Source organism: Streptomyces cinerochromogenes (genome assembly GCF_014648635.1).
GTDB classification, from domain to species: domain Bacteria; phylum Actinomycetota; class Actinomycetes; order Streptomycetales; family Streptomycetaceae; genus Streptomyces; species Streptomyces cinerochromogenes.
In genome coordinates, this window is record NZ_BMRM01000037.1 from 1 (window position 1) to 25,002 (window position 25,002).

3 protein-coding genes and 1 pseudogene are annotated in these 25,002 nt (G+C 75.7%); all 4 read right to left on the reverse strand.

Annotated features, from left to right (window positions below; all coding sequences use genetic code 11):
* Positions 1-6,780 (reverse strand): SDR family NAD(P)-dependent oxidoreductase (locus IEZ20_RS38950; protein WP_229896499.1); only part of this gene is annotated, 6,780 nt, incomplete at its 3' end.
* Positions 6,781-6,813: 33 nt separating this feature from the next.
* Positions 6,814-13,392: pseudogene (locus IEZ20_RS40535) on the reverse strand (beta-ketoacyl synthase N-terminal-like domain-containing protein); the annotation flags it as partial.
* 91 nt (positions 13,393-13,483) lie between these two features.
* Positions 13,484-24,310: a non-ribosomal peptide synthetase gene (locus IEZ20_RS38980; protein WP_189307807.1), complete on the reverse strand. Its 10,827-nt coding sequence runs from the start codon at positions 24,308-24,310 to the stop codon at positions 13,484-13,486.
* On the reverse strand, positions 24,307-25,002 hold the full coding sequence (locus IEZ20_RS38985; RefSeq protein WP_229896500.1) for an FMN-binding negative transcriptional regulator: 696 nt from the start codon (positions 25,000-25,002) through the stop codon (positions 24,307-24,309). Before IEZ20_RS38985 ends, IEZ20_RS38980 begins: the two co-directional genes overlap by 4 nt.

The window sequence follows — 25,002 nt, forward strand, 5'->3', positions numbered from 1 at the left end:
CTCACCCAACGGGCGCTCCAGCACCGCGTCGAACGCCCCGCACACCTCGGCGAACACCCCACCGAACACCGGATAGGCGGACGCGAGTTCCGCACCCATCCCCGCCCGCTGCGCACCCTGCCCCGCGAACACGAACGCGGTCAGGCCGTCACGTGCGTGCAGCAGCTCGGGGTCCGTCAGCGCGGCGAGGAGTTCCTCGCGGTCGGTGCCGACGACGACGGCGCCGTACTCGAAGCGGGAGCGTGCGGTGGCCAGGCCGAGGCCGATGTCGGCCGGACGCGCCTCGGGGTGCTCGGTGACGAACGCACGCAGCCGCTCGACCTGCCCACGCAGAGCGGCCTCGGACCGCGCCGACACCACCCAGGGCACGACGGGCGGTTCGGCGGGCGGCGTCGGCTGGGGGTCCTCGGGTGCTTCTTCCAGGACGACGTGGGCGTTGGTGCCGGACACCCCGAACGACGAGACACCCGCCCGGCGCGGGTGGCCCGCACGCGCCCACTCCCGGGCCTCCGTCAGCAGCTCCACCTCGCCCGCGGTCCAGTCGACCTCGGGGGACGGCTCGTCCACGTGCAGCGTGCGGGGCAGCACGCCGTGCCGCATCGCCTGGACCATCTTGATCACACCGGCGACACCGGCGGCGGCCTGCGTGTGCCCGATGTTGGACTTCACCGAGCCCAGCCACAGCGGCTCGTCCCGCTCCTGACCGTACGTCGCCAGCAGCGCCTGCGCCTCGATCGGGTCCCCCAGCCGCGTGCCCGTACCGTGCGCCTCCACCGCGTCCACGTCCGCGGGCGCGAGCCCGGCGCCCGCGAGCGCCTGCCGGATCACCCGCTGCTGCGACGGACCGTTCGGCGCCGTCAGACCGTTCGACGCACCGTCCTGGTTGATCGCGGAGCCGCGGACGACGGCCAGCGCCCGGTGGCCGTTGCGGCGGGCGTCCGACAGGCGCTCCACGAGGAGCATGCCGGCTCCCTCCGACCAGCCGGTGCCGTCGGCCGCCGCGGCGAAGGACTTGCAGCGGCCGTCCGCCGCGAGTCCCCGCTGGCGCGAGAAGTCGACGAAGACGTCGGGGGCGGACATGACGGTGACACCGCCCGCGAGCGCCATGGAGCACTCGCCGCTGCGCAGCGCCTGGATCGCCCAGTGCAGCGCGACCAGCGACGCCGAGCAGGCGGTGTCGACGGTGACCGCGGGGCCCTCCAGGCCGAGGACGTAGGCGATACGGCCCGACAGCACACTGGCCGAGTTGCCGATGCCGACGTAGCCTTCGGCGCTCTCGACGGTCCTTCGCACCAGCTGGGCGTAGTCCTGGCCGTTGGTGCCGAGGTACACGCCGACGTCCGCGTGGCGCAGGGACTTCGGGTCGATGCCGGCGCGTTCGACGGCCTCCCAGGCGGTCTCCAGGGCGAGCCGCTGCTGCGGGTCCATCGCCAGCGCCTCGCGCGGGCTGATCCCGAAGAAGTCCGCGTCGAACCCGGCGACGTCCGCGAGGAAGCCGCCCTCCCGCACGTACGACGTGCCCGCGTGCTCGGGGTCGGGGTGGTACAGGCCCGCGACGTCCCAGCCCCGGTCCTCCGGGAACGGGGAGAGCGCGTCGCGCTCGTCGGCGAGCAGCCGCCACAGGTCCTCGGGCGAGGTCACGCCACCGGGGTAGCGGCATGCCATGCCCACGATCGCGATGGGATCGTCGGCGACGGGACGGGCCGGGGCCGGTGCCGTCTCCTCGGCGCGTTCGCCGAGCAGTCGCTCCAGCAGGTGCCCGGCCAGCGCCCGGGGGTCGGGGTGGTCGAACACGAGGGTCGCGGGCAGCCGCAGCCCGGTGACGGCGGCCAGCCGGTTGCGCAGTTCGACGGCGGTCAGCGAGTCGAAGCCCAGCTCCTTGAACGCCCGGCCCGGGGTCACGGCGGTGTCGTCGGTGTGGCCGAGGACCACCGCGGCGTGCGAGCGGACGAGGGCGAGCAGGGTCCGTTCGCGTTCCGCGGCGGTGAGGCCGCCGAGCTTCCCGGCCAGGGTGTCCGCTCCCGCGTCCGCGGTGGCGGCGCGGCGGGCGGGGCCGCGGACCAGCCTGCGCATCAGTGCCGGTACGGCGGTCGTCCCGGAGGCGAACGAGGTGAGGTCCAGCCAGGCGGGGACGAGGACCGGGTGGCTGCCGGCGGTGGCACGGTCGAACAGGGCCAGCGCGTCGGACGTCGGCAGCGGCACCACGCCGTCGCGGGCCGCGCGGCGCAGGTCGGCGGTGCCCAGGTGGCCGGTCATCCCGCTGGCGTGCGCCCACAGGCCCCACACCTGGGAGGTGGCGGGCAGCCCCTGGGCCCGGCGGTGGGCGGCGAGGGCGTCCACGAAGGCGTTGCCGGCCGCGTAGTTGCCCTGGCCGGGCGCGCCGAAGAGGCCGGAGGTGGAGGAGAACAGCACGAAGACGGCCGGCCGGTGGGGGGCGGTGAGTTCGTGCAGGTTCCAGGCGGCGTCGACCTTGGGGCGGAGCGCCGTGGCGAGCCGTTCGGGGGTCTGCGAGGAGATGACGCCGTCGTCCAGGACGCCCGCGGCGTGGACGACACCGGCGAGCGGGTGCCGTGCGGTGATCCGGTCGATCAGTGCGGCCAGCCGGGTGCGGTCGGCGGCGTCGCAGGCGGCGACGGTCACCTCGGCGCCGAGGGCGCGGAGTTCGTCGGCGAGGGCGACGGCCTCGGGTGCCGCCTCGCCGCGCCGGCCGGCCAGGACGAGCCGGCGTACGCCGTGCACGGTCACCAGGTGGCGGGCGCAGAGCGCGCCGAGCGTACCGGTGCCGCCGGTGACGAGGACGACGCCGTCGGACGGCCAGGGGGCCGGCCCGCTCGCGGGCTCGTCGGTGCGCGCGGCCCGGACCAGCCGGGGCGCGAGGACCCGGCCGGAACGTACGGCGATCTCGGGTTCGCCGGTGGCGAGGACGGCGGGCAGTTGCTGGAGTGCGTCGGGGCCGTCGACGTCGACCAGCACCAGCCGGCCGGGGTGTTCGGCGCGGGCGGAGCGGATCAGGCCCCACACGGGCGCGTGGGCGAGGTCGGTGACGTCCTCGTGCTCGACCGGGACCGCGCCGTGGGTGAGGACGACCAGCCGGGTGCCGGCCAGCCGCTCGTCGGCGAGCCACTCCTGGAGGACGCTCAGCACGCGCCGGGTGGCGGCGTGGGCCGCGCCGGCGGTGTCGTCCGGCCGCTGCTGCCGGCACGGCAGCACGAGGGTGCCGGGCAGTGTGTCCAGGGCGGTGACGGCGGACGGGCCGGGGCAGGACGGGTAGCCGGGCAGGGGGAGGTCGCCGAGTACGGCGATGCCATCGACGTCGGCCGCGGGCAGCGGGACGGGCGTCCACTCGACCCGGTACAGCTCGTGGTCCCGGCCGGGACCGGCCGTGGCCGGCGGGCGCAGGGTCACCGCGTCGGCGGTGAGCACGAGGGCCCCGGTGTCGTCGGTGGCGTGCAGGGTGAAGGCGTCCGTCTCCGCGGCCGCGGGGTGCAGCCGTACCCGCAACCGGGTGGCGCCCACGGCGTGCAGGGTGACGCCGCGCCAGGCGCCGGGGACCAGGCCGGGGCGCACGGCCGCGAGGGCGTCGGCGAGCAGGGCGGGGTGTACGCCCCAGCCGCCGGCGGTCTCGTCGGTCAGCTCGACGGTCAGGTCGGTGTCCGCGTCCGCCGGCGCGGTCGCCGGGGCGGTGCCGGTGTGCGGCAGGAGGACGCCGGTGGCGTGCCGGGTCCAGGGCTGGTCGTCGCCGGCGTCGGCGGGCCGGGAGTGCACGGCGACCGGGCGGGTGCCGTCCTCGTTCTCCGTGCCCAGGGTGACCTGGAGGCGGAGGGCCGTGCCGGCGGCGTCGAGCGGTGCCTCCTCGGTCAGTTCACCGAGCGTGCGGTCGCCGGCCGCGTGCAGGGCCAGGTCGAGCACGGTGCCGGCCGGCAGCTCGGTGCCCGCCGGGACGCGTCCCGTGAACACCAGGTCGCCGGTGCCGGCGAGGGGGGTGACGGCGCCGAGGAGCGGGTGGCCGGCGCCGGTGAGACCGAGGCCGCCGGCGTCGGAGGCGACCGGGCCGCGGGGCCAGAACCGGCGGCGCTGGAAGGCGTAGGTGGGCAGGTCGACGTGGCGTCCGTCGGGGCAGGCCGCCGTCCAGTCGACGGGGACGCCCTGGACGGCGGCCTCGGCGAGGGAGGTGAGGAGGCGGCGTGGGCCGTCCTCGTCACGGCGCAGGGTGCCGACGACGACGGCGGTCCGCTCGGCGGTCTCGGCGGTGTCCTGCACGGCGGCCGTCAGCACCGGGTGGGGGCTGATCTCGACGAACACGTCGTGGCCGGTGTGGAGCAGGTCGCCGATCGCGGGGGCGAACCGTACGGGTTCGCGGAGGTTGCGGTACCAGTAGTCGGCGTCGAGCGGCGTCTCGCCGAGGGGTTCGCCGAGCAGGGTGGAGTGGAAGACGAGGTCGGCCGTGCCGGGCCGCAGTCCGGCGAGCGCGTCGCGCAGGTCGGCTTCGATGGACTCCACGTGGGCCGAGTGGGAGGCGTAGTCGACGGCGATGCGGCGCAGCCGTGTCCCGTCGGCCGGCCAGGCGGCCATGATCTCGTCCAGGGCTTCGGGGTCGCCGCTGAGGACGACCGAGGAGGGGCCGTTGAGCGCGGCGACCGAGACGCGCCCGGCCCAGGGGCCGAGCCGTTCCGTGACGGCGGCCTCGGGCAGGGCCACGGAGATCATGCCGCCCCGGCCGGCCAGCCGCTCGGCGATGAGCCGCGACCGCAGGGCGACGACGCGGGCGCCGTCCGCCAGGGACAGGGCGCCCGCCACACACGCGGCCGCGATCTCCCCCTGCGAATGCCCCACCACCGCCGACGGCACGACGCCATACGAACGCCACACCTCCGCCAACGACACCATCACCGCCCACAGCACCGGCTGCACCACATCCACCCGGTCCAGCCCCGGAGCACCCTCCACACCCCGCACCACATCAAGCAACGACCAGTCCACGAACGGCTCCACAGCCGCCGCACACTCCGCCATCCGCCCCGCGAACACCGACGACGAATCCAACAGATCCACCGCCATCCCCACCCACTGCGCCCCCTGACCCGGGAACACGAACACCACCCGGCCGTCACCCACGGCGCGGCCGCGGACCACGTCGGCGGACTCGGCGCCCTCCGCGACGGCGGCTACAGCGGCGAGCAGCGCATCGCGGTCCGCGCCCAGCACGACCGCGCGGTGTTCGAAGGCCGAGCGGGTGGTGGCGAGGGCGAGGGCCACGTCGTACGGGTCCGCGTCGAGCGCGGGCCGGTGGGTGAGGAGGCGTTCGGCCTGGGCGCGCAGGCCGGCCGCCGTACGGGAGGACAGCGTCCACGGGACGACGGGCAGGGTGCGGTCCGTGGGCTCGCCGGTGGACCCGGTCTGCTCGGGTGCCTGCTCCAGGATGGCGTGGGCGTTGGTGCCGGAGACACCGAACGACGACACGCCCGCGCGGCGCGGCTGCTCCGTGCGCGGCCACTCCCGCTCCTCGGTGAGGAGTTCCACGGCGCCGGCGGCCCAGTCGACGTGCGGGGACGGCTGGTCCACGTGCAGCGTGCGCGGCAGCGTCCCGTGCCGCATCGCCTGCACCATCTTGATCACACCGGCCACACCCGCGGCGGCCTGCGTGTGCCCGATGTTGGACTTCACCGACCCCAGCCACAACGGCTCGTCCCGCTCCTGACCATAGGTGGCCAGCAGCGCCTGCGCCTCGATCGGGTCCCCCAGCCGCGTGCCCGTACCGTGCGCCTCGACGGCGTCCACCTGGCTCCCGGCCAGGCGTGCGTCGGCCAGGGCCTGGCGGATCACGCGCTGCTGCGCGAGTCCGTTCGGGGCGGTGAGCCCGCTGCTCGCGCCGTCCTGGTTGATCGCGGTGCCGCGGACCACGGCCAGCACGGGGTGGCCGTTGCGGCGGGCGTCCGACAGCCGTTCCAGGACGAGCATGCCCGCGCCCTCGGCGAAGCCGAACCCGTCGGCCGCCGCGGCGAACGCCTTGCAGCGGCCGTCGGCGGCGAGGGCCCGCTGCCGGCTGTACTCGGTGAACACGGCGGGCGTGGACAGCACGGTCGCCCCGCCGGTGAGCGCCAGCGTGCACTCCCCGGCGCGCAGCGAGCGGACGGCGAGGTGCAGGGCGACCAGGGAGGAGGAGCAGGCGGTGTCCACGGAGAGGGCGGGGCCCTCCAGGCCGAGGGTGTAGGAGACCCGGCCCGAGAGCACGCTGGGCGAGGTGCCGGTGACGACGTACCCCTCCAGTTCGGTGGCCACCGTGCCGGTGATGTCGGAGTAGTCCTCGCTGCTGAAGCCGACGAACACGCCGGTGGCGCTGCCGCGCAGGCCGGCCGGGTCGATGCCGGCCCGCTCCAGGGCCTCCCAGGAGGTCTCCAGCACCAGCCGCTGCTGCGGGTCCATCGCCAGCGCCTCGCGCGGGCTGATCCCGAAGAAGCCGGCGTCGAAGTCCGCCGCCCCGGTGAGGAAGCCGCCCTCGCGGGCGTACGAGGTGCCGGGCCGGTCGGGGTCGGGGTCGTAGACCGATGCCATGTCCCAGCCGCGGTCCGTGGGGAACGCGGCGACCGCGTCGGTCCCGGTGGTCACCAGCCGCCACAGGTCCTCGGGGGAGGTCACGCCGCCGGGGTAGCGGCAGGCCATGCCCACGATCGCGATCGGCTCGCGGTCGCGGGCCTCGGCCTCGCGCAGCCGGCGCCGGGCGATCTGGAGGTCGCCCGTGACCTGCTTGAGGTAGTCGAGCAGTTTGGTCTCGTCAGCCATGGGTGCACCCCCGTGCGGTTCGTTCGGCGCGGATCAAGAGATGCCCCGGTCGATCAGGTCGAAGAGTTCGTCGGCGGTGACGCCGTCGAGCGCGGTCCGCTCGGGTGCCTCACCGGTCGCGTCGGCGTCCCAGCGGGCCGCCAGTTCCCGGAGGTGCGCCGCCACCCGGGCGCGGTCGGCGCCCTCCGCCGGCAGGGCGCCCAGTGCGCTCTCCACCCGGGCCAGATCGGCGATGATCCGGTCGGCGCTCGCCTCGTCGGACCCGCTCGGCAGGAGCGCGCCGAGCAGGTGGTCGGCGAGCGCGGCGGGGTTGGGGTGGTCGAACACGATGGTGGTGGGCAGGCGCAGGCCGGTGGCGGCGCCGAGACGGTTGCGCAGTTCGACGGCGGTCAGCGAGTCGAAGCCCAGTTCCTTGAAGCCCCGGCCGGCTGCCACCGCCTCGCTCCCCCGGTGCCCCAGGACGTCGGCCACCTGGCCGCGGACCACGTCGAGCAGCGCGGGGGCGCGCTCGGGTGCGGGCAGTGCGGTGATCCGTGCCACCAGGGCCGTCGCGTCGGTCACGGGGCGGGCGGCGGACGGGCCGGCCGGGGCGGCGACCAGGCCGTGCAGCAGCGGTGGTACGGGCGCCGCGGTGGCGGAGGCGAGGTCCAGGCGGGCGGTGACGGTCACGGCCTCGCCGGTGCGGGTGGCCGCGTCGAAGAGGGCCAGTCCCTCGGCGGCGGCCATGGGCACGATGCGGTTGCGGCCGGCGCGGGCGATGTCGGCGGCGTCCAGGTGCCCGGTGAGGCCGGTGGCGTCGGCCCACAGGCCCCAGGCCGTGGCGGTGGCGGGCAGGCCGGCGGCGCGGCGCCGTTCGGCGAGCGCGTCGAGGAAGGCGTTGGCGGCCGCGTAGTTGGCCTGCGCGGGGGTGCCGAGGGTGGCCGCCGCCGAGGAGAACAGCACGAACGCGGACAGGTCCATGCCCGTGGTGAGTTCGTGCAGGTGCCAGGCGGCGTCGGCCTTCGGGCGCAGCACGGACGGCAGCCGGTCGGCGCCGAGTTCGGTCAGCACGCCGTCGTCGAGGGCGCCCGCGGTGTGCACCACCGCGGTCAGCGGTGCCTCGGCGGTCAGCCGGGCGAGCAGTGTGCCGAGGGCGGTGCGGTCGGTCACGTCGCAGGTCTCGAAGCGGACGGTGGCGCCCGCCGCGGCCAGTTCGGCGACCAGGTCCGCGCTGCCGGGGGCGGCGGCGCCGCGACGGCTGGCCAGCACCAGGTCCCGGGCGCCGTGTTCGGCCACCAGGTGCCGGGCGAGCAGGCCGCCGAGCACGCCGGCGCCGGTGATCAGGACGGTGCCGTCGGCGTAGGGCGCGACGGTCAGCACGATCTTCCCGGTGTGCCGGGCCCGGGCCATGTACCGGAACGCGGTGCGTGCGTCGGCGAGCGGCCAGGTGCGGGTGGGCAGGCCGGTCACCTCGCCCGCCTCGGCGTGGGCGACGATCTCGGTCAGCAGGCTCTGGACGCGGTCGTGACCGGCGTCCCGTAGCAGGTCGAACGGGAGGTAGGTGATGCCGTCGGGCAGGTCCGCGGGGTCGCGCAGGTCGGTCTTGCCGAGTTCCACGAACCGGCCGCCCGGCCCCAGCAGCCGCAGGGACGCGTCCACGAACTCACCCGCCAGGGAGTTCAGCACGACGTCCATCCGCGGGAACTTCCCCGCGAACGAGGTGTCCCGCGACGACGCCACGTGCGCCTCGTCCAGACCGGCCGCCCGCAGCACCCCGTGCTTGCCGGGACTCGCCGTCGCGTACACCTCCGCCCCCAGCAACCGGGCCACCTGGACGGCGGCCATGCCGACACCGCCCGCCGCCGCGTGCACCAGCACCCGGTCCCCCGCCCCGACCCCGGCGAGGTCGACGAGTGCGTAGCGGGCGGTGGCGAACACGGACGGCAGGGCCGCGGCCCGGACCCAGGACCAGCCGGCGGGGACGGGCACCACGAGCCGCCGGTCCACGACCGCGAGGGGGCCGAAGCCGCCCGGCACCATGCCGAGGACACGGTCGCCGACGGCGAGGCCGGTGACGTCCGGGGCCACCTCGACCACGGTGCCCGCGGCCTCGGAGCCGATCGCGTCGACCTCGTCCGGGTACATGTCGAGCGCGCAGAGCACGTCCCGGAAGTTCACGCCCGCGGCGCGGACGGCGATGCGCACCTGGCCGGGGGCCAGGGGGGCGGTGGCGTCGGGGGCGGCGACGGTGTCGACGCCGTCGATGCTGCCGGGCCGTACCGCGTCGACGCGCCAGGCGTCGGCGCCGGCGGGCGGGCGCAGCACGGTCTCGGGGGCGCGGGTCAGCCGGGCGACGAGGCGTTCGCCGTCGCGCAGCGCGCTCTGCGGTTCGTCGCCGACGGCGGGTACCGCGGCGAGGGAGGCGGGCGTGCCGTCGGTGTCGACGAGCAGGAACCGGCCGGGGTGTTCGGTCTGTGCGGAGCGGACCAGGCCCCAGACCGCGGCGGCGGCCGGGTCGGGTTCCTCGCCCGGGTGGACGGCGACGGCGTGCCGGGTGACGACGGCCAGCCGGGCGTGGGCGAACCGGTCGTCGGCGAGCCAGTCGCGCAGCAGCTCCAGCACCTGGGCGGTGGCCCGGTGGGTCTCGGCGACGACGTCGGCTGCGGTGGTGACGGGAGCGAGGACGAGGTCCGTCGTGCCGGCGTCGACGGCGGCGAGGGTCGCGCTCGTGGGCGCGGTGAGACCCGCCGGTTCCGCGCCCAGGACGGTGCAGCGCGCGGCGGCCGGTGCCTCGGCGCCGGGGGTCTGCCACGCCACGCGGAACAGCGCGTCGCGTGTGCCGACGGCGGCCACGGCGGCGAGCTGTCCGGGCGACGCCGGCCGCAGTCGCAGCGCGGCCAGTTCCACGACGGGCCGGCCCTCGCGGTCGGTGGCGGTCAGGCGCAGCGTGTCGGCGCTCTCCCGGGCGGCGCGCACGCGCAGGACACGGGTGGTCGCGGGATGCACGGTCACCCCGGTCCAGGAGAACGGCAGCAGCAGGGGCGCGTCCTCGGGCTCGGCGGCGGGCACGGCCTGGGTGACGGCGTCGAGCAGCGCCGGGTGTACGAGGTGCCCGGTGGTGGCTGCGGTCTCGGGGAGTTCCACCTCGGCGTAGACCTCGGTGTCCCGGCGCCACAGGGCGCGCAGGCCCCGGAAGGCGGGGCCGTAGCCGTAGCCGCGGGCGGCGAAGCGGTCGTAGACGCCGTCCACCGGGATCGGCTCCGCGCCGGCCGGGGGCCACTCGCCGGGCACGGGCTCGGCGGGTACGGGCTCGGCGGGTACGGACGGTGCGAGGACGCCCGTGGCGTGCTGGGTCCAGCCGTCGCCGGAGTGCGTGTGGACGGCGACGGTACGGCGTCCGCCGTCGTCGGCGCCGTGCACGGTGACGCGCAGGGTCAGGCCGTCGGCGGGCACTCCGATCGGCGCGGACAGGGTCAGTTCCTCGACCTGGGCGCAGCCGAGCCGGTGGCCGGCGTGGGCGGCCATCTCCAGGACCGCGGTGCCGGGCAGCAGGACGGTGCCCAGCACGGTGTGCTCGGTCAGCCAGGAGTGGGTCTCGGGGCTGATCCGGCCGGTGAGGAGCAGGCCTCCGTCGGCGGGGAGGTCGGCCTCGGCGCCGAGCAGCGGATGCCCGCCGGCGGTGAGGCCGACAGCGGTCAGGTCGCCGGGGCCTGTGGTGCCGGGGGCGAGCCAGTAGCGCTCGCGCTGGAAGGGGTAGGTGGGCAGTTCGACGGGGCGGGCGCGGACGGTGTCGAACAGGGGCTGCCAGTCGACGGGCACACCGGCGGCGGCCACTTCGGCCAGTGCGGTGGTGAAGCGCAGCCGGTCGCTCTCGTCGCGGCGCAGGGTGGCGGCCACGCGCAGGTCGGTGCCCGCGGCCTCGGCGGTCTGCTGCATGGCGACGGTGAGCACGGGGTGCGGGCTGATCTCCACGAACGCGTGGTGGCCGGCGTCGAGCAGTCCGCTGATCGCGTCCTGGAAGAGCACGGGCTCGCGCAGGTTGCGGTACCAGTAGCGGGCGCCCAGTTCGCTGCCGTCGATCCAGTCCGCGGTGACGGTGGAGTACAGCGGGATGCCGCCGTCCTGCGGGCGGATGCCCTTGAGTTCGGCGAGCAGCCGGGTGCGTACGGCTTCCACCTGCGGGGAGTGCGAGGCGTAGTCGGCGGCGACCCGGCCGGCGCGCAGCCCTTCGTCGTCGCAGAGGTCGAGCAGTTCCTCCAGCGCCTCGCGGTCGCCCGCGACGACCAGCGAGCGGGGGCTGTTGGCGGCGGCGACGCCGAGCCGGCCGGGCCAGCGCTCCAGCATCTTCTCGACGTCGGCGGCGGGGGCGGCGACGAAGGCCATGCCACAACTGCCGGGCAGGTCGGCCACGGCCTTGGCGCGCAGCGCGACGGTCTTCGCGGCATCGTCCAGGGTGAGGGCGCCGGCGACGCAGGCGGCGGCGATCTCGCCCTGGGAGTGGCCGACCACGGCTGCCGGCACGACACCGTGCGAGCGCCACACGGCGGCCAGCGAGACCATGAGCGCGAACAGCACGGGCTGCACGACGTCGACGCGGCTCAGCGGCGGCGCGCCCTCGGCGTCGCGCAGCACGTCCACGACCGACCAGTCCAGCCAGGGCGCGAGGGCGCGTTCGCACTCGGCCATGCGGGCGGCGAACACCGGGTTGGTGTCGAGGAGTTCGACGCCCATGCCGAGCCACTGGCCGCCCTGGCCGGCGAAGACGAAGACGACGCTGCCGTCGGCTCCGGCGGTGCCGCGGACCACGGCCGGGTCGGCGCCGCCCGCGGCGAGCACGTCCAGTGCGGCCAGCAGTTCGGCGCGGTCGCGGCCCACGACGGCAGCGCGGTGCTCGAACGCGGTGCGGCGGGTGGCCAGGGTGAGCGCGACGGAGGCGGGCTGGAGTTCCGGGTCGGCCGCGACGAACGCGCGCAGCCGGGCGGCCTGTTCGAGCAGGGCGGTCTCGCTGCGCGCGGACAGCTGCCAGGGCACGGGGACCGAACCGCCCGGCTGCTTGGGCGACACGTCCTCCGCTTCGGGCTCTTCGGGTGCTTCCGCCACGATCACATGGGCGTTGGTGCCGCTGACGCCGAACGACGACACACCGGCCCGGCGCGGGCGTTCGCCGCGGGGCCAGGGGCGGGCCTCGGTCAGCAGCCGCACGTCGCCGGACACCCAGTCCACGTGCGGGGTGGGCTCGTCGACGTGGAGCGTCCTGGGCAGCAGTCCGTGCTGGAGCGCCAGTACGGTCTTGATGACTCCGCCGACGCCGGCGGCGGCCTGGGCGTGGCCGAGGTTGGACTTCAGCGAGCCCAGCCACAGCGGCCGGTCGCGGTCCTGCCCGTAGGAGGCGAGCAGGGCCTGGGCCTCGATGGGGTCGCCCAGCGTGGTGCCGGTGCCGTGTCCCTCGACGGCGTCCACGTCACCGGGGCGCAGTCCGGCGTCGGCCAGTGCCTGTCGTACGACGCGCTGCTGGGCGGCGCCGCTCGGCGCGGTGAGCCCGTTGGAGGCGCCGTCCTGGTTGACGGCGGTGCCGGGCATCAGGGCGAGCACCGGGTGGCCGTGGCGGCGGGCGTCGGACAGCCGCTCCAGCAGGAGCATGCCGGCGCCCTCGGACCAGCCGAGTCCGTCGGCGGCCTTGGCGTACGAGCGGCAGCGGCCGTCCTCGGACAGACCGCCCTGCTTGGTGAAGTCGACGAACAGTTCCGGCGTCGGCATGACGGTCACGCCGCCGGCGAGCGCGAGGGTGCTCTCGCCCGAGCGCAGCGAACGCACCGCCTGGTGCAGGGCGACGAGGGAGGACGAGCAGGCGGTGTCCACCGTGAAGGCGGGGCCCTCCAGGCCGAGGACGTAGGCGATGCGGCCGGCCACCACGCTGGCCAGGCGGCCGGTCAGGGCGTGTCCGTCGCCGCCCTCGGGGATGCCGGCGAGCAGCGAGGAGTAGGACTGGGCGTTGGCGCCGACGAAGACGCCGACGCGTCCGCCCCGCCAGGATCCGGGTGCGACACCGGCCCGCTCCAGCGCCTCCCAGCCGGTCTCCAGCAGCAGCCGCTGCTGGGGGTCCATCAGCTGGGCCTCACGGGGGCTGATGCCGAAGAAGCCGGCGTCGAACATGGCGACGTCGTCGAGGAATCCGCCGTGCCGGGTGCGGCTGGCCAGGGGGCCGTCCGGGTCGGCGAGGGCGGCGAGGTCCCAGCCGCGGTCGGTGGGGAACGGTGTGATGGCGTCGCGTTCCTCCAGCAGGAGCCGCCACAGGTCGTCGGGGGTGGTCACACCGCCCGGGAAGCGGCAGGCCATGCCGACCACGGCGACCGGGTCGTCGTCGGCCGCGCGCTGTACGGGCTCGTCGTCCTCGACGGCCAGGACGTGCCGGCCGGAGGCGGCGTCGACCAGGGCGTCCGCGAGGGCGCGGGCGGTGGGATGGTCGTAGATGGCGGTGGTGGGCAGCTTCACGCCGGTGCCGCGGCTGAGCCGCAGCAGCAGTTGCACGGCGGTCAGCGAACGCAGTCCGAGTTCGCGGATGGCCCGGTCCGGCGGTACGTCGGCGGCGGTGCCGAGGTCGAGGACCTCCGCGACCTGCGTCAGCACCAGGTCGAGGACGACGCGCCGGCGCTCGGGCTCGGGCAGACCGGCGAGCCGGTGCGTGAGCGCGGGCGGCTGAGCGGCCTTCGGTCCGGCCAGCGGCTCAGTCATGGGTGGTCCCCTCCAGCGGGTCCGGTGCGTGCAGTGCGGAGACGGGCAGGCCGGGGTCGGCGAGTGCGGCCTGCAGCAGGGCGGTGGTGCCGGCCAGCAGGGCGTCCACGACGCGTCGGCCGAGGGCGGCCGCGCGGTGTACGACGTGTCCGGTGAGGCCGCCGTCGGGGTCCTCGACCAGGTGCACCTCGAGGTGCCAGCGGGCGTAGGCCTGACCGCCGGTGAACTGCTCGACGCGGGCGCCGGGCAGGCCCAGTTCGCCCAGTTCGACGTTGACGAGCTGGAACACGACGTCGACCAGCGGCTGTTCGGGGTCCAGGCCGAGGCCCTCGACGACGCGTTCCCAGGGCAGGGCTTGGTGGGCGTAGGCGTCGACGGCGGTGTCCCGGACCCGGCCCAGCAGGCCGGCGAACGAGGGGTCCCCGGAGAGGTCGACGCGCAGCGGCACGAAGTTGGCGAAGAAGCCGATCAGCCCCTCGACCTCGGCCCGGGTGCGGCCGGCCACCGGGGAGCCGACGGCGAGGTCGTCGGTGCCCGTCCAGCGGGCGAGGGTGGCGGTGAAGGCGGCCAGCAGGGTCATGTAGAGGGTGGCGTCGTGCTCGGCGCCGACCCGGCGGGCGGTGTCGACCAGGGCGGCGGGCAGCCGCCATTCGGTGAGCACGCCGGTGCCGTCGTGGACGGCGTCGGCCGGGACGCCCGGAAGGGCGAGGGGCCGCAGTCCGTCGAGCCGGCGGCGCCAGTGGTCGAGCTGGGCGTCGAGTGCGGCGCCGGTGAGCCAGGAGCGCTGCCACACGGCGAAGTCGCCGTACTGGACCGGGAGTTCGGGCAGCCCGGACGGGCGGTTCTCGCGCAGTGCCGCGTAGCTGCGGGACAGTTCGGACCAGAGCACGCCCTGGGACCAGCCGTCGGTGGCGATGTGGTGCACCGTCAGCAGCAGGACGTGGTCGTCCGGGGCGATCCGCAGCAGGGCGGGCCGGAGCACGGGGCCGGTGACGAGGTCGAACGGCTGGGCCGCGGCCTCGTCGGCCAGGGCGCGGGCGGTGGCCTCGTCGGGTACGTCCACCGGCTCCAGCGCGATGTCCGGGGCGGGCAGGATCACCGACGTGGGCTCGTCGCCGGGCACGAAGACCGTGCGCAGTACCTCGTGGCGGCGGACGACCTCGGTCAGGGCGCGGCCGAGCAGGTCCGTGTCCAGTTCACCGGTGATACGTACGGCCAGCGGGATGGTCCAGACCGGGTTGCGGGGGTCGGCCTCGTACAGCCGCCACAGCCGCAGCTGGCCCAGCGACAGCGGCAGGGGCCGCTGCCGGGACACGGGTACCAGGGGCGCGGCGGCCGAGCGCGGGGACACGGCGACGACCTCGGCGAGCGCGCGGGGGGTGCGGTGCTGGAACAGCTCCCGCAGGGATACCTCGGCGCCCAGCACCTCGCGGATCCGGGCGACCGTGCGGGCCGCGACCAGCGAGTGGCCGCCCAGGGCGAAGAAGTCGTCGTCGATGCCGACGCGTTCGCTCTCCAGCACCTCGGCGAACACCTCGCACAGGGCCTTCTCCTCGCCGGTGCGGGGCGCGGTGAAGCCGGTGTCGAGGGTGGTGCGCAGATCGGGGGCGGGCAGCGCGCCCCGGTCGATCTTGCCGGTGGTGGTCAGCGGAAACGCGTCCAGCGGGACGAGCGCCGACGGCACCATGTAGTCCGGTACCGCGTCTGCCAGGTGGGCGCGCAGCCGGGCGGGCAGTGCCCCGTCGGTGCCGGGGACGGGCACGACGTAGCCGACGAGCCGCTTGACGCCCGGGGTGTCCTCGCGGGCGACGACGACGGCGCGGGTCACCTGCGGGTGCCGCAGCAGTACGGCCTCGACCTCGCCCAGCTCCACCCGGAAGCCGCGGATCTTGACCTGGTGGTCGAGTCGGCCCAGGTACTCCAGGCTGCCGTCGGGCCGCCAGCGCCCCAGGTCCCCGGTGCGGTAGAGGCGGGAGCCGGGCGGGCCGAAGGGGTCGGCCACGAACTTCTGCGCCGTCAGTTCCGGCTTGCCGACGTAGCCGCGGGCGAGCCCGGGGCCGGCGAAGCACAGTTCGCCGGCGACGCCCACGGGGACCGGCCGGAGCCGGTCGTCCAGTACGTAGGCGCGGGCGTTGTCGACGGGTTCGCCCAGGTGTGCGGCCTGGGGCCAGTCGGCGACGTCGCCGGGCAGGGTGTAGGCGGTGACGACCTGGATCTCGGTGGAGCCGTAGTGGTTGTGCAGGCGCAGCCGGGGCCGGGCGGCGCAGAACTCGCGCAGCACGGTGTCGAGTGTCAGGGGCTCGCCCGCCTGGGAGATGTGCCGCAGCGAGGTGAGCTCGGCGCGGCCGGCGGCCGCCTCCTCGGCGAGGGCGCGGATCATCAGGTTGGGCACGAAGATCTGCTCGATGGCCCGCTCGTCGAGCCAGCGGGCGAAGCGGGCCGGGTCGCGGCGGGTCTCCTCGGTGGGGATGACGAGTGTCTCGCCGTACAGGAGCGCGGAGAGCACCTCCTGCACCGACACGTCGAAGGTGAGGGCGGTGAACTGGGCGGTCCGGGTGCCGGGGCCGCCGGGTACCGCCTTCTTCTGCCAGGCGAGCATGTTGACCACGCACCGGGCGGGCATGGCGATGCCCTTGGGCACGCCGGTGGAGCCGGAGGTGTAGACGACGTAGGCGAGCGAGTCGGGGCCCGGTCGCCGCGTCGTCCCGGCCGGGAACGGCTGGGTCGGGGCGGGGGCGTCCACGAGGACGACGGCGGTGCCCTCGGTGAAGACGTCCGCGTGCTGCCGGTCGGTGACGGCGACCGTCATCCGGGCGTCGTCGACGATGAGCCGGATCCGGTCGCGGGGGTGGTGCGGGTCGATCGGCACGTAGGCCGCGCCGGCCTTCAGGATGCCGATCAGGCCGGCCGTCTGCGCGGTGCTGCGTTCCAGACAGAGGCCGACGAGGTCGTCCGGCCGTACCCCGTGCGCCCGCAGCCCGGCGGCGATCCGCTCGGCCTCGCGGTCCAGCTCGGCGTAGGTGAGGACGTCGTCCTCGCACTCCACCGCCGGGGCGTCGGGGGTGCGGGCCACCTGCTCGGCGAACAGCTCCGCGAGCGAGGCGTCCCGGTAGGGCAGGGCCGTGTCGTTCCACTGCTCCAGCAGCAGGCGGTGGTCCTCGTCGTCCAGCAGCGAGAGCGCCGACAGCGGCGCGTCCGGGTCGGCGAGCGCCCTGCGCAGCAGGACCGTCAGGTGGTGCAGCATCCGGCGGACCGTCTCCGCCTCGAACAGGGCGGTGGAGTGCAGCACGGTGCCGCGCACCCGGTCCCCGTCCTCGGTGAGGTGCACTTCGAGGTCGACGCGGGTGAAGGCGTGGTCGGTCAGCAGTGGTTCCAGCCGGGCGGCGCCGAGGCGGTCCCCCTTGTCCGCGGGTGCCCGCATGAGCTGGAAGACCACCTGGACCAGCGGGTTGCGGGACAGGTCCCGTTCGGGTGCCAGCGTCTCGACGAGGTGCTCGAAGGGCAGGTCCTGGTGGTCCATGGCGCCGACCACCGTCTCGCGTACCCGGCCCAGCAGGTCGCGGAAGGTGGGGTCCCCGGAGGTGTCGGTGCGCAGCACCAGCATGTTGACGAAGAAGCCGATCAGCCGCTCCACCTCGGGGCGGGTGCGGCCGGCCACGGGTGCGCCGACGGCGACGTCCTCGGTGCCGGCGAATCGGGCCAGGACCACGGTGAACGCGGTCAGCAGCGTCATGTAGAGGGTGGCGCCCTCGGCGTCGCCGAACGCGCGCGCCGCCCGGACCAGGTCCGGGGGCAGCTGCCAGGGCTGGGAGGCGCCCGCCGAGCCGGCGACCGCGGGGCGGGGCCGGTCCAGGGGCAGCTCCAGGGGGCGCAGGCCGGCGAGCCGGGTCCGCCAGTAGGCCAGGTGCCGTTCCCGTTCGGCGCCGGTGAGCCGGTCGCGCTGCCAGATGGCGAAGTCGCCGTACTGGACGGGCAGTTCGGGCAGTACGGCGGTGTCGCCGGCGAGTTCGGCGCGGTAGGCCTCGGCCAGTTCGCCCCAGAAGACGGCGTGCGACCAGCCGTCGGTGACCGCGTGGTGCGCGGTGATCAGGACGGCGTGGTCCTCGGCCGCGATCCGCAGCACCCGGGATCGCAGCAGCGGTCCCCGGGCCAGGTCGAAGGGGCGCGCGGCGTCCGCCTCGGCCAGGGCGTGTGCCTCGGCCTCGTCGGCGACGTCCGTGACCTCCAGGCTGAGCGGGGCCGCGGGCCGGACGACGGCCATGGGCTCGCCGGCGGCGGCGGCGAAGACGGTTCGCAGCACCTCGTGGCGGGAGACCACCTGGGTCAGGGCCCGGCCCAGGGCGTCCACGTCGAGCGGGCCACGGGCGCGCACGCCCATCGCCACGTTCCAGAAGCCGCTGTCCGGGGTGAGCCGGTCCAGGAACCACAGGCGGCGCTGAGAGGACGACAGCGGGAGCGCGCCGTCGCGGCGGGCCGGCCGGATCACGTCCGTCACCGCTCCGGGCTCGCCGAGCGTCTCGGCCAGCCGGCGCGGGGTGCGCCGTTCGAACACCGCCTGGAGCGCGACGTCGGGCCCGAAGCGCGCGCGGATCCGGGCGATCGCGCGGGTGGCCAGCAGCGAGTGGCCGCCGAGGGCGAAGAAGTCGTCGTCGGCGCCGACCGGGTGGATGTCGAGCACTTCGGCGAAGATCTCGCACAGCACCCGTTCCGCCTCGGTGGCGGGCTCGGCGTAGCCGCTCTCGGCGACCGAGCGGGTGTCGGGGGCGGGCAGGGCCCGGCGGTCGATCTTCCCGGTGGTGGACAGCGGGAACGCGTCGAGCGCGACGAACGCCGACGGCACCATGTAGTCCGGTACGGCGCCCGCGGCGTGGGCGCGCAGCGCGGGCAGCACGCTGTCGCCGGCGTCCGGCTCCAGCACCACGTAGGCCACCAGGCGCTTGTCACCGGGGACGTCCTCGCGGACGGCGACGGTGACTTGCGAGACGGCCGGGTGCCGCAGCAGCGCCGCCTCGACCTCGCCGGGCTCCACCCGGAAGCCGCGGATCTTGACCTGGACGTCGGCGCGGCCGAGGAACTCCAGCGCACCGCCGGGCAGCCACCGTACGACGTCGCCCGTGCGGTACATCCGCTCGCCGGGCCCGCCCCACGGGTCCGGCACGAACTTCTCGGAGGTCAGGTCGGGCCGGCCCAGGTAGCCGCGTGCCACCCGGGGGCCGCCGATGACGAGTTCGCCCGCCACGCCGAGCGGTGCCGGCCGGAGGGCGTCGTCGAGGACGTACACCCGGGTGTTGTCGATCGGGGCGCCGATGGGCACGCGGGAGCCGACGAGGCGGAAGCCCGGTTCCATGGGGAACAGCGTGGTGAAGGCGGTCGCCTCGGTCGGCCCGTAGGCGTCGAGCACGGTCAGGTGCGGGTGGGCGGCCATCACCTGGGCGACGGTCTCGCCGGACACGGCCTCGCCGCCGGTGAGGACCTCGCGCAGCCCGCCGAAGCAGGCCATGCATTCCTCGGCGAGCAGGCTGAACAGGGGTGCGGGCAGGCACATGGCGGTGACGCCGTGCTCGCGGATGAGCCGGTCGAAGGTGTCCGGTTCGACGTGCTCGTCGGCGGCTACGACGATCTGCTTGCCCGCCAGCAGGAACGGCCACAGCTCATAGGTGGAGATGTCGGTGGCCAGCGGGTAGTGCAGCAGGACCCGTTCGTGGTTGCCGTTCCGCCAGCGCCGGTCGGCGGCCAGGACCACGACGTTGCGGTGGGTCACGGCCACGCCCTTGGGCTCGCCGCTGGAGCCGGAGGTGTAGATGACGTACGCGGTGGTGTCGGGGTGCGGGTCGATGCCGGGGTCGGTATCGGGTCCGGGTCCGGGGTCGGTCACGTCGAGGACGGTGACGCCGTCGGTGCCGGGCACCGGGCGGTCGGCGATGACGACGCGCAGCCCGGAGGCGGCCACGATGCGCTCGGTCCGGCCCGGGGGGTTGCGGGGGTCGAGCGGCACGTAGGCGGCGCCCGCCTTGAGCACGCCCAGCACGGCGGCGACCATGCCGGTGGAGCGGCCGGTGGCCACACCGACCGGTTCGTCGGCACCGACGCCGTGGGCCAGCAGGAGGTGGGCGAAGCGGTTGGCCAGCCGGTCCAGTTCCGCGTAGGTCGTGCGTTCGTCGCCGCAGATCAGCGCGACGGCGTCGGGGGTGCGGGCGGCCTGTTCGGCGTAGAGCCGGGGCACGGAGCCGTCCGGGAGCGGGGCGGCCGTGTCGTTCCAGGCGACCATGGTGCGGTGCCGGTCGGTCGCGTCGAGCATCGTCGCCGCGGACACCGGCCGGTCGGGTTCGGCGAGCACCTCGCCCAGGACGACCGACACGTGGTGCATCAGCTGGCGGACGGTGTCGGCGTCGAACAGGTCGGCGGCGTACAGCACGGTCGCGCGGACCTCGTCGCCGGTCTCGACGGCGTGCACCTCCAGGTCCATCCGGGTGTACGCGTGGTCGACGTCGAACGGCTCGGCCTCGGCGCCCTGCCACCAGGTCCGCCGGGGCGTGTCGGTGAGCAGCTGGAACGCCGCCTGCACCAGCGGGTTGCGGGACAGGTCGCGCTCGGGCCGCAGCCGCTCCACCAGGTGTTCGAAGGGGACGTCCTGGTGCTCCACGGCGCCGACCACCGCCTCCCGCACCCGGCCGAGGAGTTCCCGGAAGGTGGGGTCGCCGGACAGGTCGGTGCGGATGGCGACGACGTTGACGAAGAAACCGATCAGTGCCTCGGTCTCGGCACGGGTCCGCCCGGCCATCGGCGCGCCCACGGCGACGTCCTCGGTGCGGGCGTACCGGGACAGGACGAGCGTGAACGCGGCCAGGAGCACCATGTAGAGCGTGGCGCCCTCGCGGGCGGCGACGGCGCGGGCGTCCCGGATCAGCTCGACGGGCAGCTGCCAGGGCAGGGTGCCCGCCCGGCCGGTGGCGACGGCGGGCCGGGCCTTGTCCAGCGGCAGCTCCAGCGGGGCCAGGCCGGCCAGCCGGTCGGTCCAGTAGCCGGCCCGGCGCTCCAGCACCTCGCCGGAGAGCCAGGACCGCTGCCAGAGCGCGTAGTCGCCGTACTGGACGGGGGGTTCGGGCAGCGGTGTGCCGTCGTAGGCGGCGGCGACCTCGGCCCACAGCAGGGCCTGGGACCAGCCGTCGGTCGCGATGTGGTGCACGGCGACGACGAGGACGTGGTCGTCGGGGGCGAGCCGGAGCAGCGTGGCGCGCAGCAGCGGGCCGTGTGCCAGGTCGAAGCCGGTGGACAGTTCGGCGGAGGCCGCGGCGCGTGCGGCGTCCGCGTCGGGTACGTCGACGATGCGCAGGGCGACCGGGGCGGCGGCGCCGACGACCGCGGCGGGCACGCCGTCCGCCACGGTGAAGGTGGTGCGCAGGGTCTCGTGGCGGGCGACGACGGCCGACAGGGCGCCGGCGAGCCGGTCGGCGTCCAGCGGCCCGCGGATCCGCAGGGCACCGCCGGAGGTGGAGGAGGCGCTGCCCGGGGTGAGCTGGTCCAGGAACCACATCCGCTGCTGGGCGAAGGACAGCGGCAGCGGCCGGTCGCGGTCCGCCGGCTCCAGCGGCGGCGCCGGGTCGGCCGGGTGCGCGGCACCGCCGACCACCGCGGCCAGGGTCCGTGGGGTGCGGTGCTCGAAAACCTCCCGCAGCGGGATGTCGGTGCCGAAGAGGCGGGCGATGCGGGCGACGAGGCGGGTGGCGAGCAGCGAGTGCCCGCCGCGCACGAAGAAGTCGTCCTCGGCGCCGACCGCGTCGGCGCCGAGCAGTTCGGCGAAGACGTCGCACAGCGCGCGCTCCGTGTCGGTGCGCGGGGTGGCCGCGCCGGTCTCCGGGTTCTCCGCCGCGTCGGGCAGCGCGGCCCGGTCGACCTTGCCGGCAGCGGTCAGCGGGAGCGCTTCGCCGATGACGAACACGGCGGGCACCAGGTAGTCGGGCAGGGCCGCCGCCGCGTGCGCGCGCAGCGCCGCGCTGTCGGTGGTGTGCCCGGCGCGCGGTACGACGTGGGCGACGAGCCGCTTGCCGGCCGGGCCGTCGCCGCGCACCACGACGGCGGTGTGCGCGACGGCGGGGTGGGCGGCCAGGACGGCTTCGACCTCGCCGGGCTCGACCCTGAGGCCGCGCAGCTTGGCCTGGTCGTCGGCGCGGCCCAGGAATTCCAGGACGCCGTCGGGGCGGCGGCGCACCACGTCGCCGGTGCGGTACATGCGGCTGCCCGGCGGTCCGGACGGGTCGGGCAGGAAGCGCTCGGCGGTGGCCGCCGGGCGGCCGGCGTAGCCGCGGGCCAGGCGCGGGCCCCCGACGTACAGTTCGCCGGGCACGCCGAACGGGACGGGCCTCAGCCGGTCGTCGAGGACGTGGACACGGGTGTTGTCCAGGGGGCTGCCGATGGGCACCCGCCCGCGGGGGGCGGGATCGGACGGCTCGATCGGGTGGAGGGTGGCGAAGGTGGTGGTCTCGGTGGGGCCGTAGCCGTTGACGACGGTCAGCCGCGGGTGGGCGGCGCGGACACGGGCCACGGTCGCGGGGGACACGGTGTCGCCGCCGACGACGAGTTCACGGACGCCGGCCAGGCAGGTGACGTCCTCCTCGGCCACGAGGTCGAAGAGGCCGGAGGTCAGCCACAGCGCGGTGACGCCCTGTTCGGCGACGACGCGGGCGAGGGAGCGCGGGCCGAGGGCTCCGGGCGGGGCCACGACGACGCGGCGGCCGGACAGCAGCGGGGACCACAGTTCGTAGGTGGAGGCGTCGAACGCCTGCGGGGAGTGCAGCAGGACCCGGTCGTGGGCCCCGCCGGCCCAGCGCCGGTGGAGGGCGAGGGCGGCCACGGCGCGATGGGTGGTGGCGACGGCCTTGGGTGTGCCGGTGGAACCGGAGGTGGACATCACGTACGCCAGGCCGTCCGGGCCGACTGTCGCCGCCGGGGCCGTGCCGGGGGTGCCGTCGGGGACGGCGCGCAGGTCCACCCGCGGCAGGTGCTCGGTGCCGGCGGGCGGGGGGCCGCCGTCGGTGAGCAGCAGTGCGGCGCCGGTGTCGGCCAGGACGGCTCGGGTCCGGGCGGCCGGGTTGCGGACGTCGAGCGGCAGGTAGGCACCGCCCGCCTTGAGTACCGCGAGCACGGCGACGACCAGGCCGGCCGAGCGCTCGGCCGCCAGCGCGACGACGCGCTCGGGGCCGACTCCGTGCCCGGTCAGGACGTGGGCGAGCCGGTTGGCCGCGCGGTCGAGCCCGGCGTAGCTGAGCTGCTCGGTTCCGTCGGCGACGGCGATGGCGTCCGGGGTGCGGGCGGCCTGGGCGGCGAACAGTTCGGGCAGCGAGGCGTCGGGGAGCGGGACGTCGGTGCCCCGGGCGGTCCGCTCCAGCGCCGCGTCCTCGGCGGCGTCGGTCATCGTCAGCCGGGACAGCGGCCGGTCCGGCTGGGCGCAGGCGACGCGCAGCAGCGCCGTCAGATGGCGGGCCAGCCGCTCGACGGTCTCCCGGTCGAACAGGGCACGGCTGTAGTTGACGAGCCCCTCGACGCCGCCCTCGGCGTCCTCGCCGAGGTAGACCTCCAGGTCCATGCGGGTGAAGGCACGGTCGCCGGCGAAGGGTTCGGCGGTGGTGCCGGGGAACGGCGCCGGGCGGGCGGCGGGCCGGGGCACGTACTGGAAGACGACCTGGGCCAGCGGGTTGCGCGACAGGTCGCGCTCCGGGACCAGCCGTTCGACCAGGTACTCGAAGGGCACGTCCTGGTGCGCCATCTCGTCCACCGAGGCGGCGCGGACGCGTTCGACCAGCTCCGCGAACGTGGGGTCGCCGGACAGGTCGGTGCGGGTGACGACGGTGTTGACGAAGAACCCGATCAGTCCCTCGACCTCGGCCAGGGGGCGGCCGGCGACGGGCTGGGCGACGGCCACGTCCTCGGTGCGGGCGTGGCGTCCGAGGACCGCGCTGAACGCGGCCAGCAGGGTCATGTGCAGGGTCGCGCCCTGCCGGGCGGCGACGCCCCGGGCGGCGGCGACGGCGTCCGCCGGCAGGCGCCAGGTGACGACGCCGCCCTCGGCGGAGGCGACGGCCGGGCGGGGCCGGTCGAGCGGCAGGTCCAGCGGGGGCAGGCCGGCCAGGCGGTCCTGCCAGAAGGCGAGCCGTCGCTCCAGCACGGCGGGGGGCAGGGTGCGGCGCTGCCATGCGGCGAAGTCGGCGTACTGGACGGGCAGTTCGGGCAGCGCGGGCTGACGGTCGTCGGCCAGTGCGGTGTAGGCCGCGGTCAGCTCGGTCCACAGCAGGCCGTGCGACCAGCCGTCGGTGGCGATGTGGTGGACGGTCAGCAGCAGGACGTGGTCGTCGGCGGCGAGCCGCAGCAGACGGGCGCGGAGCAGGGGGCCCTTGGTGAGGTCGAAGGGGCGTGCGGCCTCGTCGCCCGCGAGCCGTTCGGCGTCGGCCTCGTCCGCGGCGTCGGTGACGGGTACGGTGACCGGCTCCGGCGGCAGCACCACGGCACCGGGCACGCCCTCGTGGTCGGCGAAGACGGTGCGCAGGGTCTCGTGGCGGGCGACGACGAGACTCAGCGCCCGGGCCAGCAGACCGGCGTCCAGCGGGCCGCGGACGCGCACCGCGGTGCCGAAGTTGTAGAAGGCGCTGTCCGGCATCAGCCGGTCGAGGAACCACAGCCGCTGCTGGGCGAACGACAGCTGGAGCGGCTGGTCCCGGGGGACACGGGTGATGCCCGACGGTGCCGTGCCGGTTCTCGCCGTGCGTTCCCGGAGCCGGTTCAGTGCCGAGTCCAGCCCCGGCCGGCGCGAGCTCCCCTGCGTCATCCGGCTGTCTCCCGCTCCTGGTCGGCGTCGGTGAGTCCGCGGGCGCGCATCATGCTCGCCAGCGCGCGATGGCTGCCGGACTCGCTTGCTTCGAACTGCTCGACCACGCGCCGCCGCATCGGGGCGGGCTTCTCCTGGCTGAGCTTGAACATCGTCTGCACGGTTTCGATCCGCAGGGTGAAAGCGCCCACGCCGGGCGCGATCTGCCGGAAGTAGTCCAGGGAGGACTCCTGGTCCCAGCCGCGCCCGAAGCCGCCCTCCAGCCGCCGGGCGGTGTCGGAGACGATGTCCAGCACGGCGGCGGGTTCGGCGGTGGGCTCCACCGTGCCGGTCACGTGCACGGCGGTGAAGTCCCAGGTGGGCGCCGCGGGTGTGACCTCGTAGACCGTGGGCGAGACGTAGCCGTGCGGGCCCTGGAAGACGATGAGCGCCCGGTCGCCCGAGCGCATTCGGCGCCACTGCGGGTTCTCGGCGTTCATGTGGCCGATCAGGGTGGAACCGGCCAGTGGCACCGTGCCCGCGGCGACCGCCTCGGCGTCCGCCTCGTCGGGCCCGTGCCGGAACAGCACCGGCGCGTGGGTGGCCACCGGGACGTCCTCGTGCGAGGTGACGACCAACGCCAGTGGGTTGTGCTGCAGGAACGCCAGGACGACACCGTCGCGGTCCTCGCGGTACAGCGGACGCTCGTACAC

Bases quoted from the DNA above. Each gene is read 5' to 3' on its own strand.
- IEZ20_RS38980 (WP_189307807.1), bottom strand. From the start codon at position 24,310: ATGACGCAGGGGAGCTCGCGCCGGCCGGGGCTGGACTCGGCACTGAAC.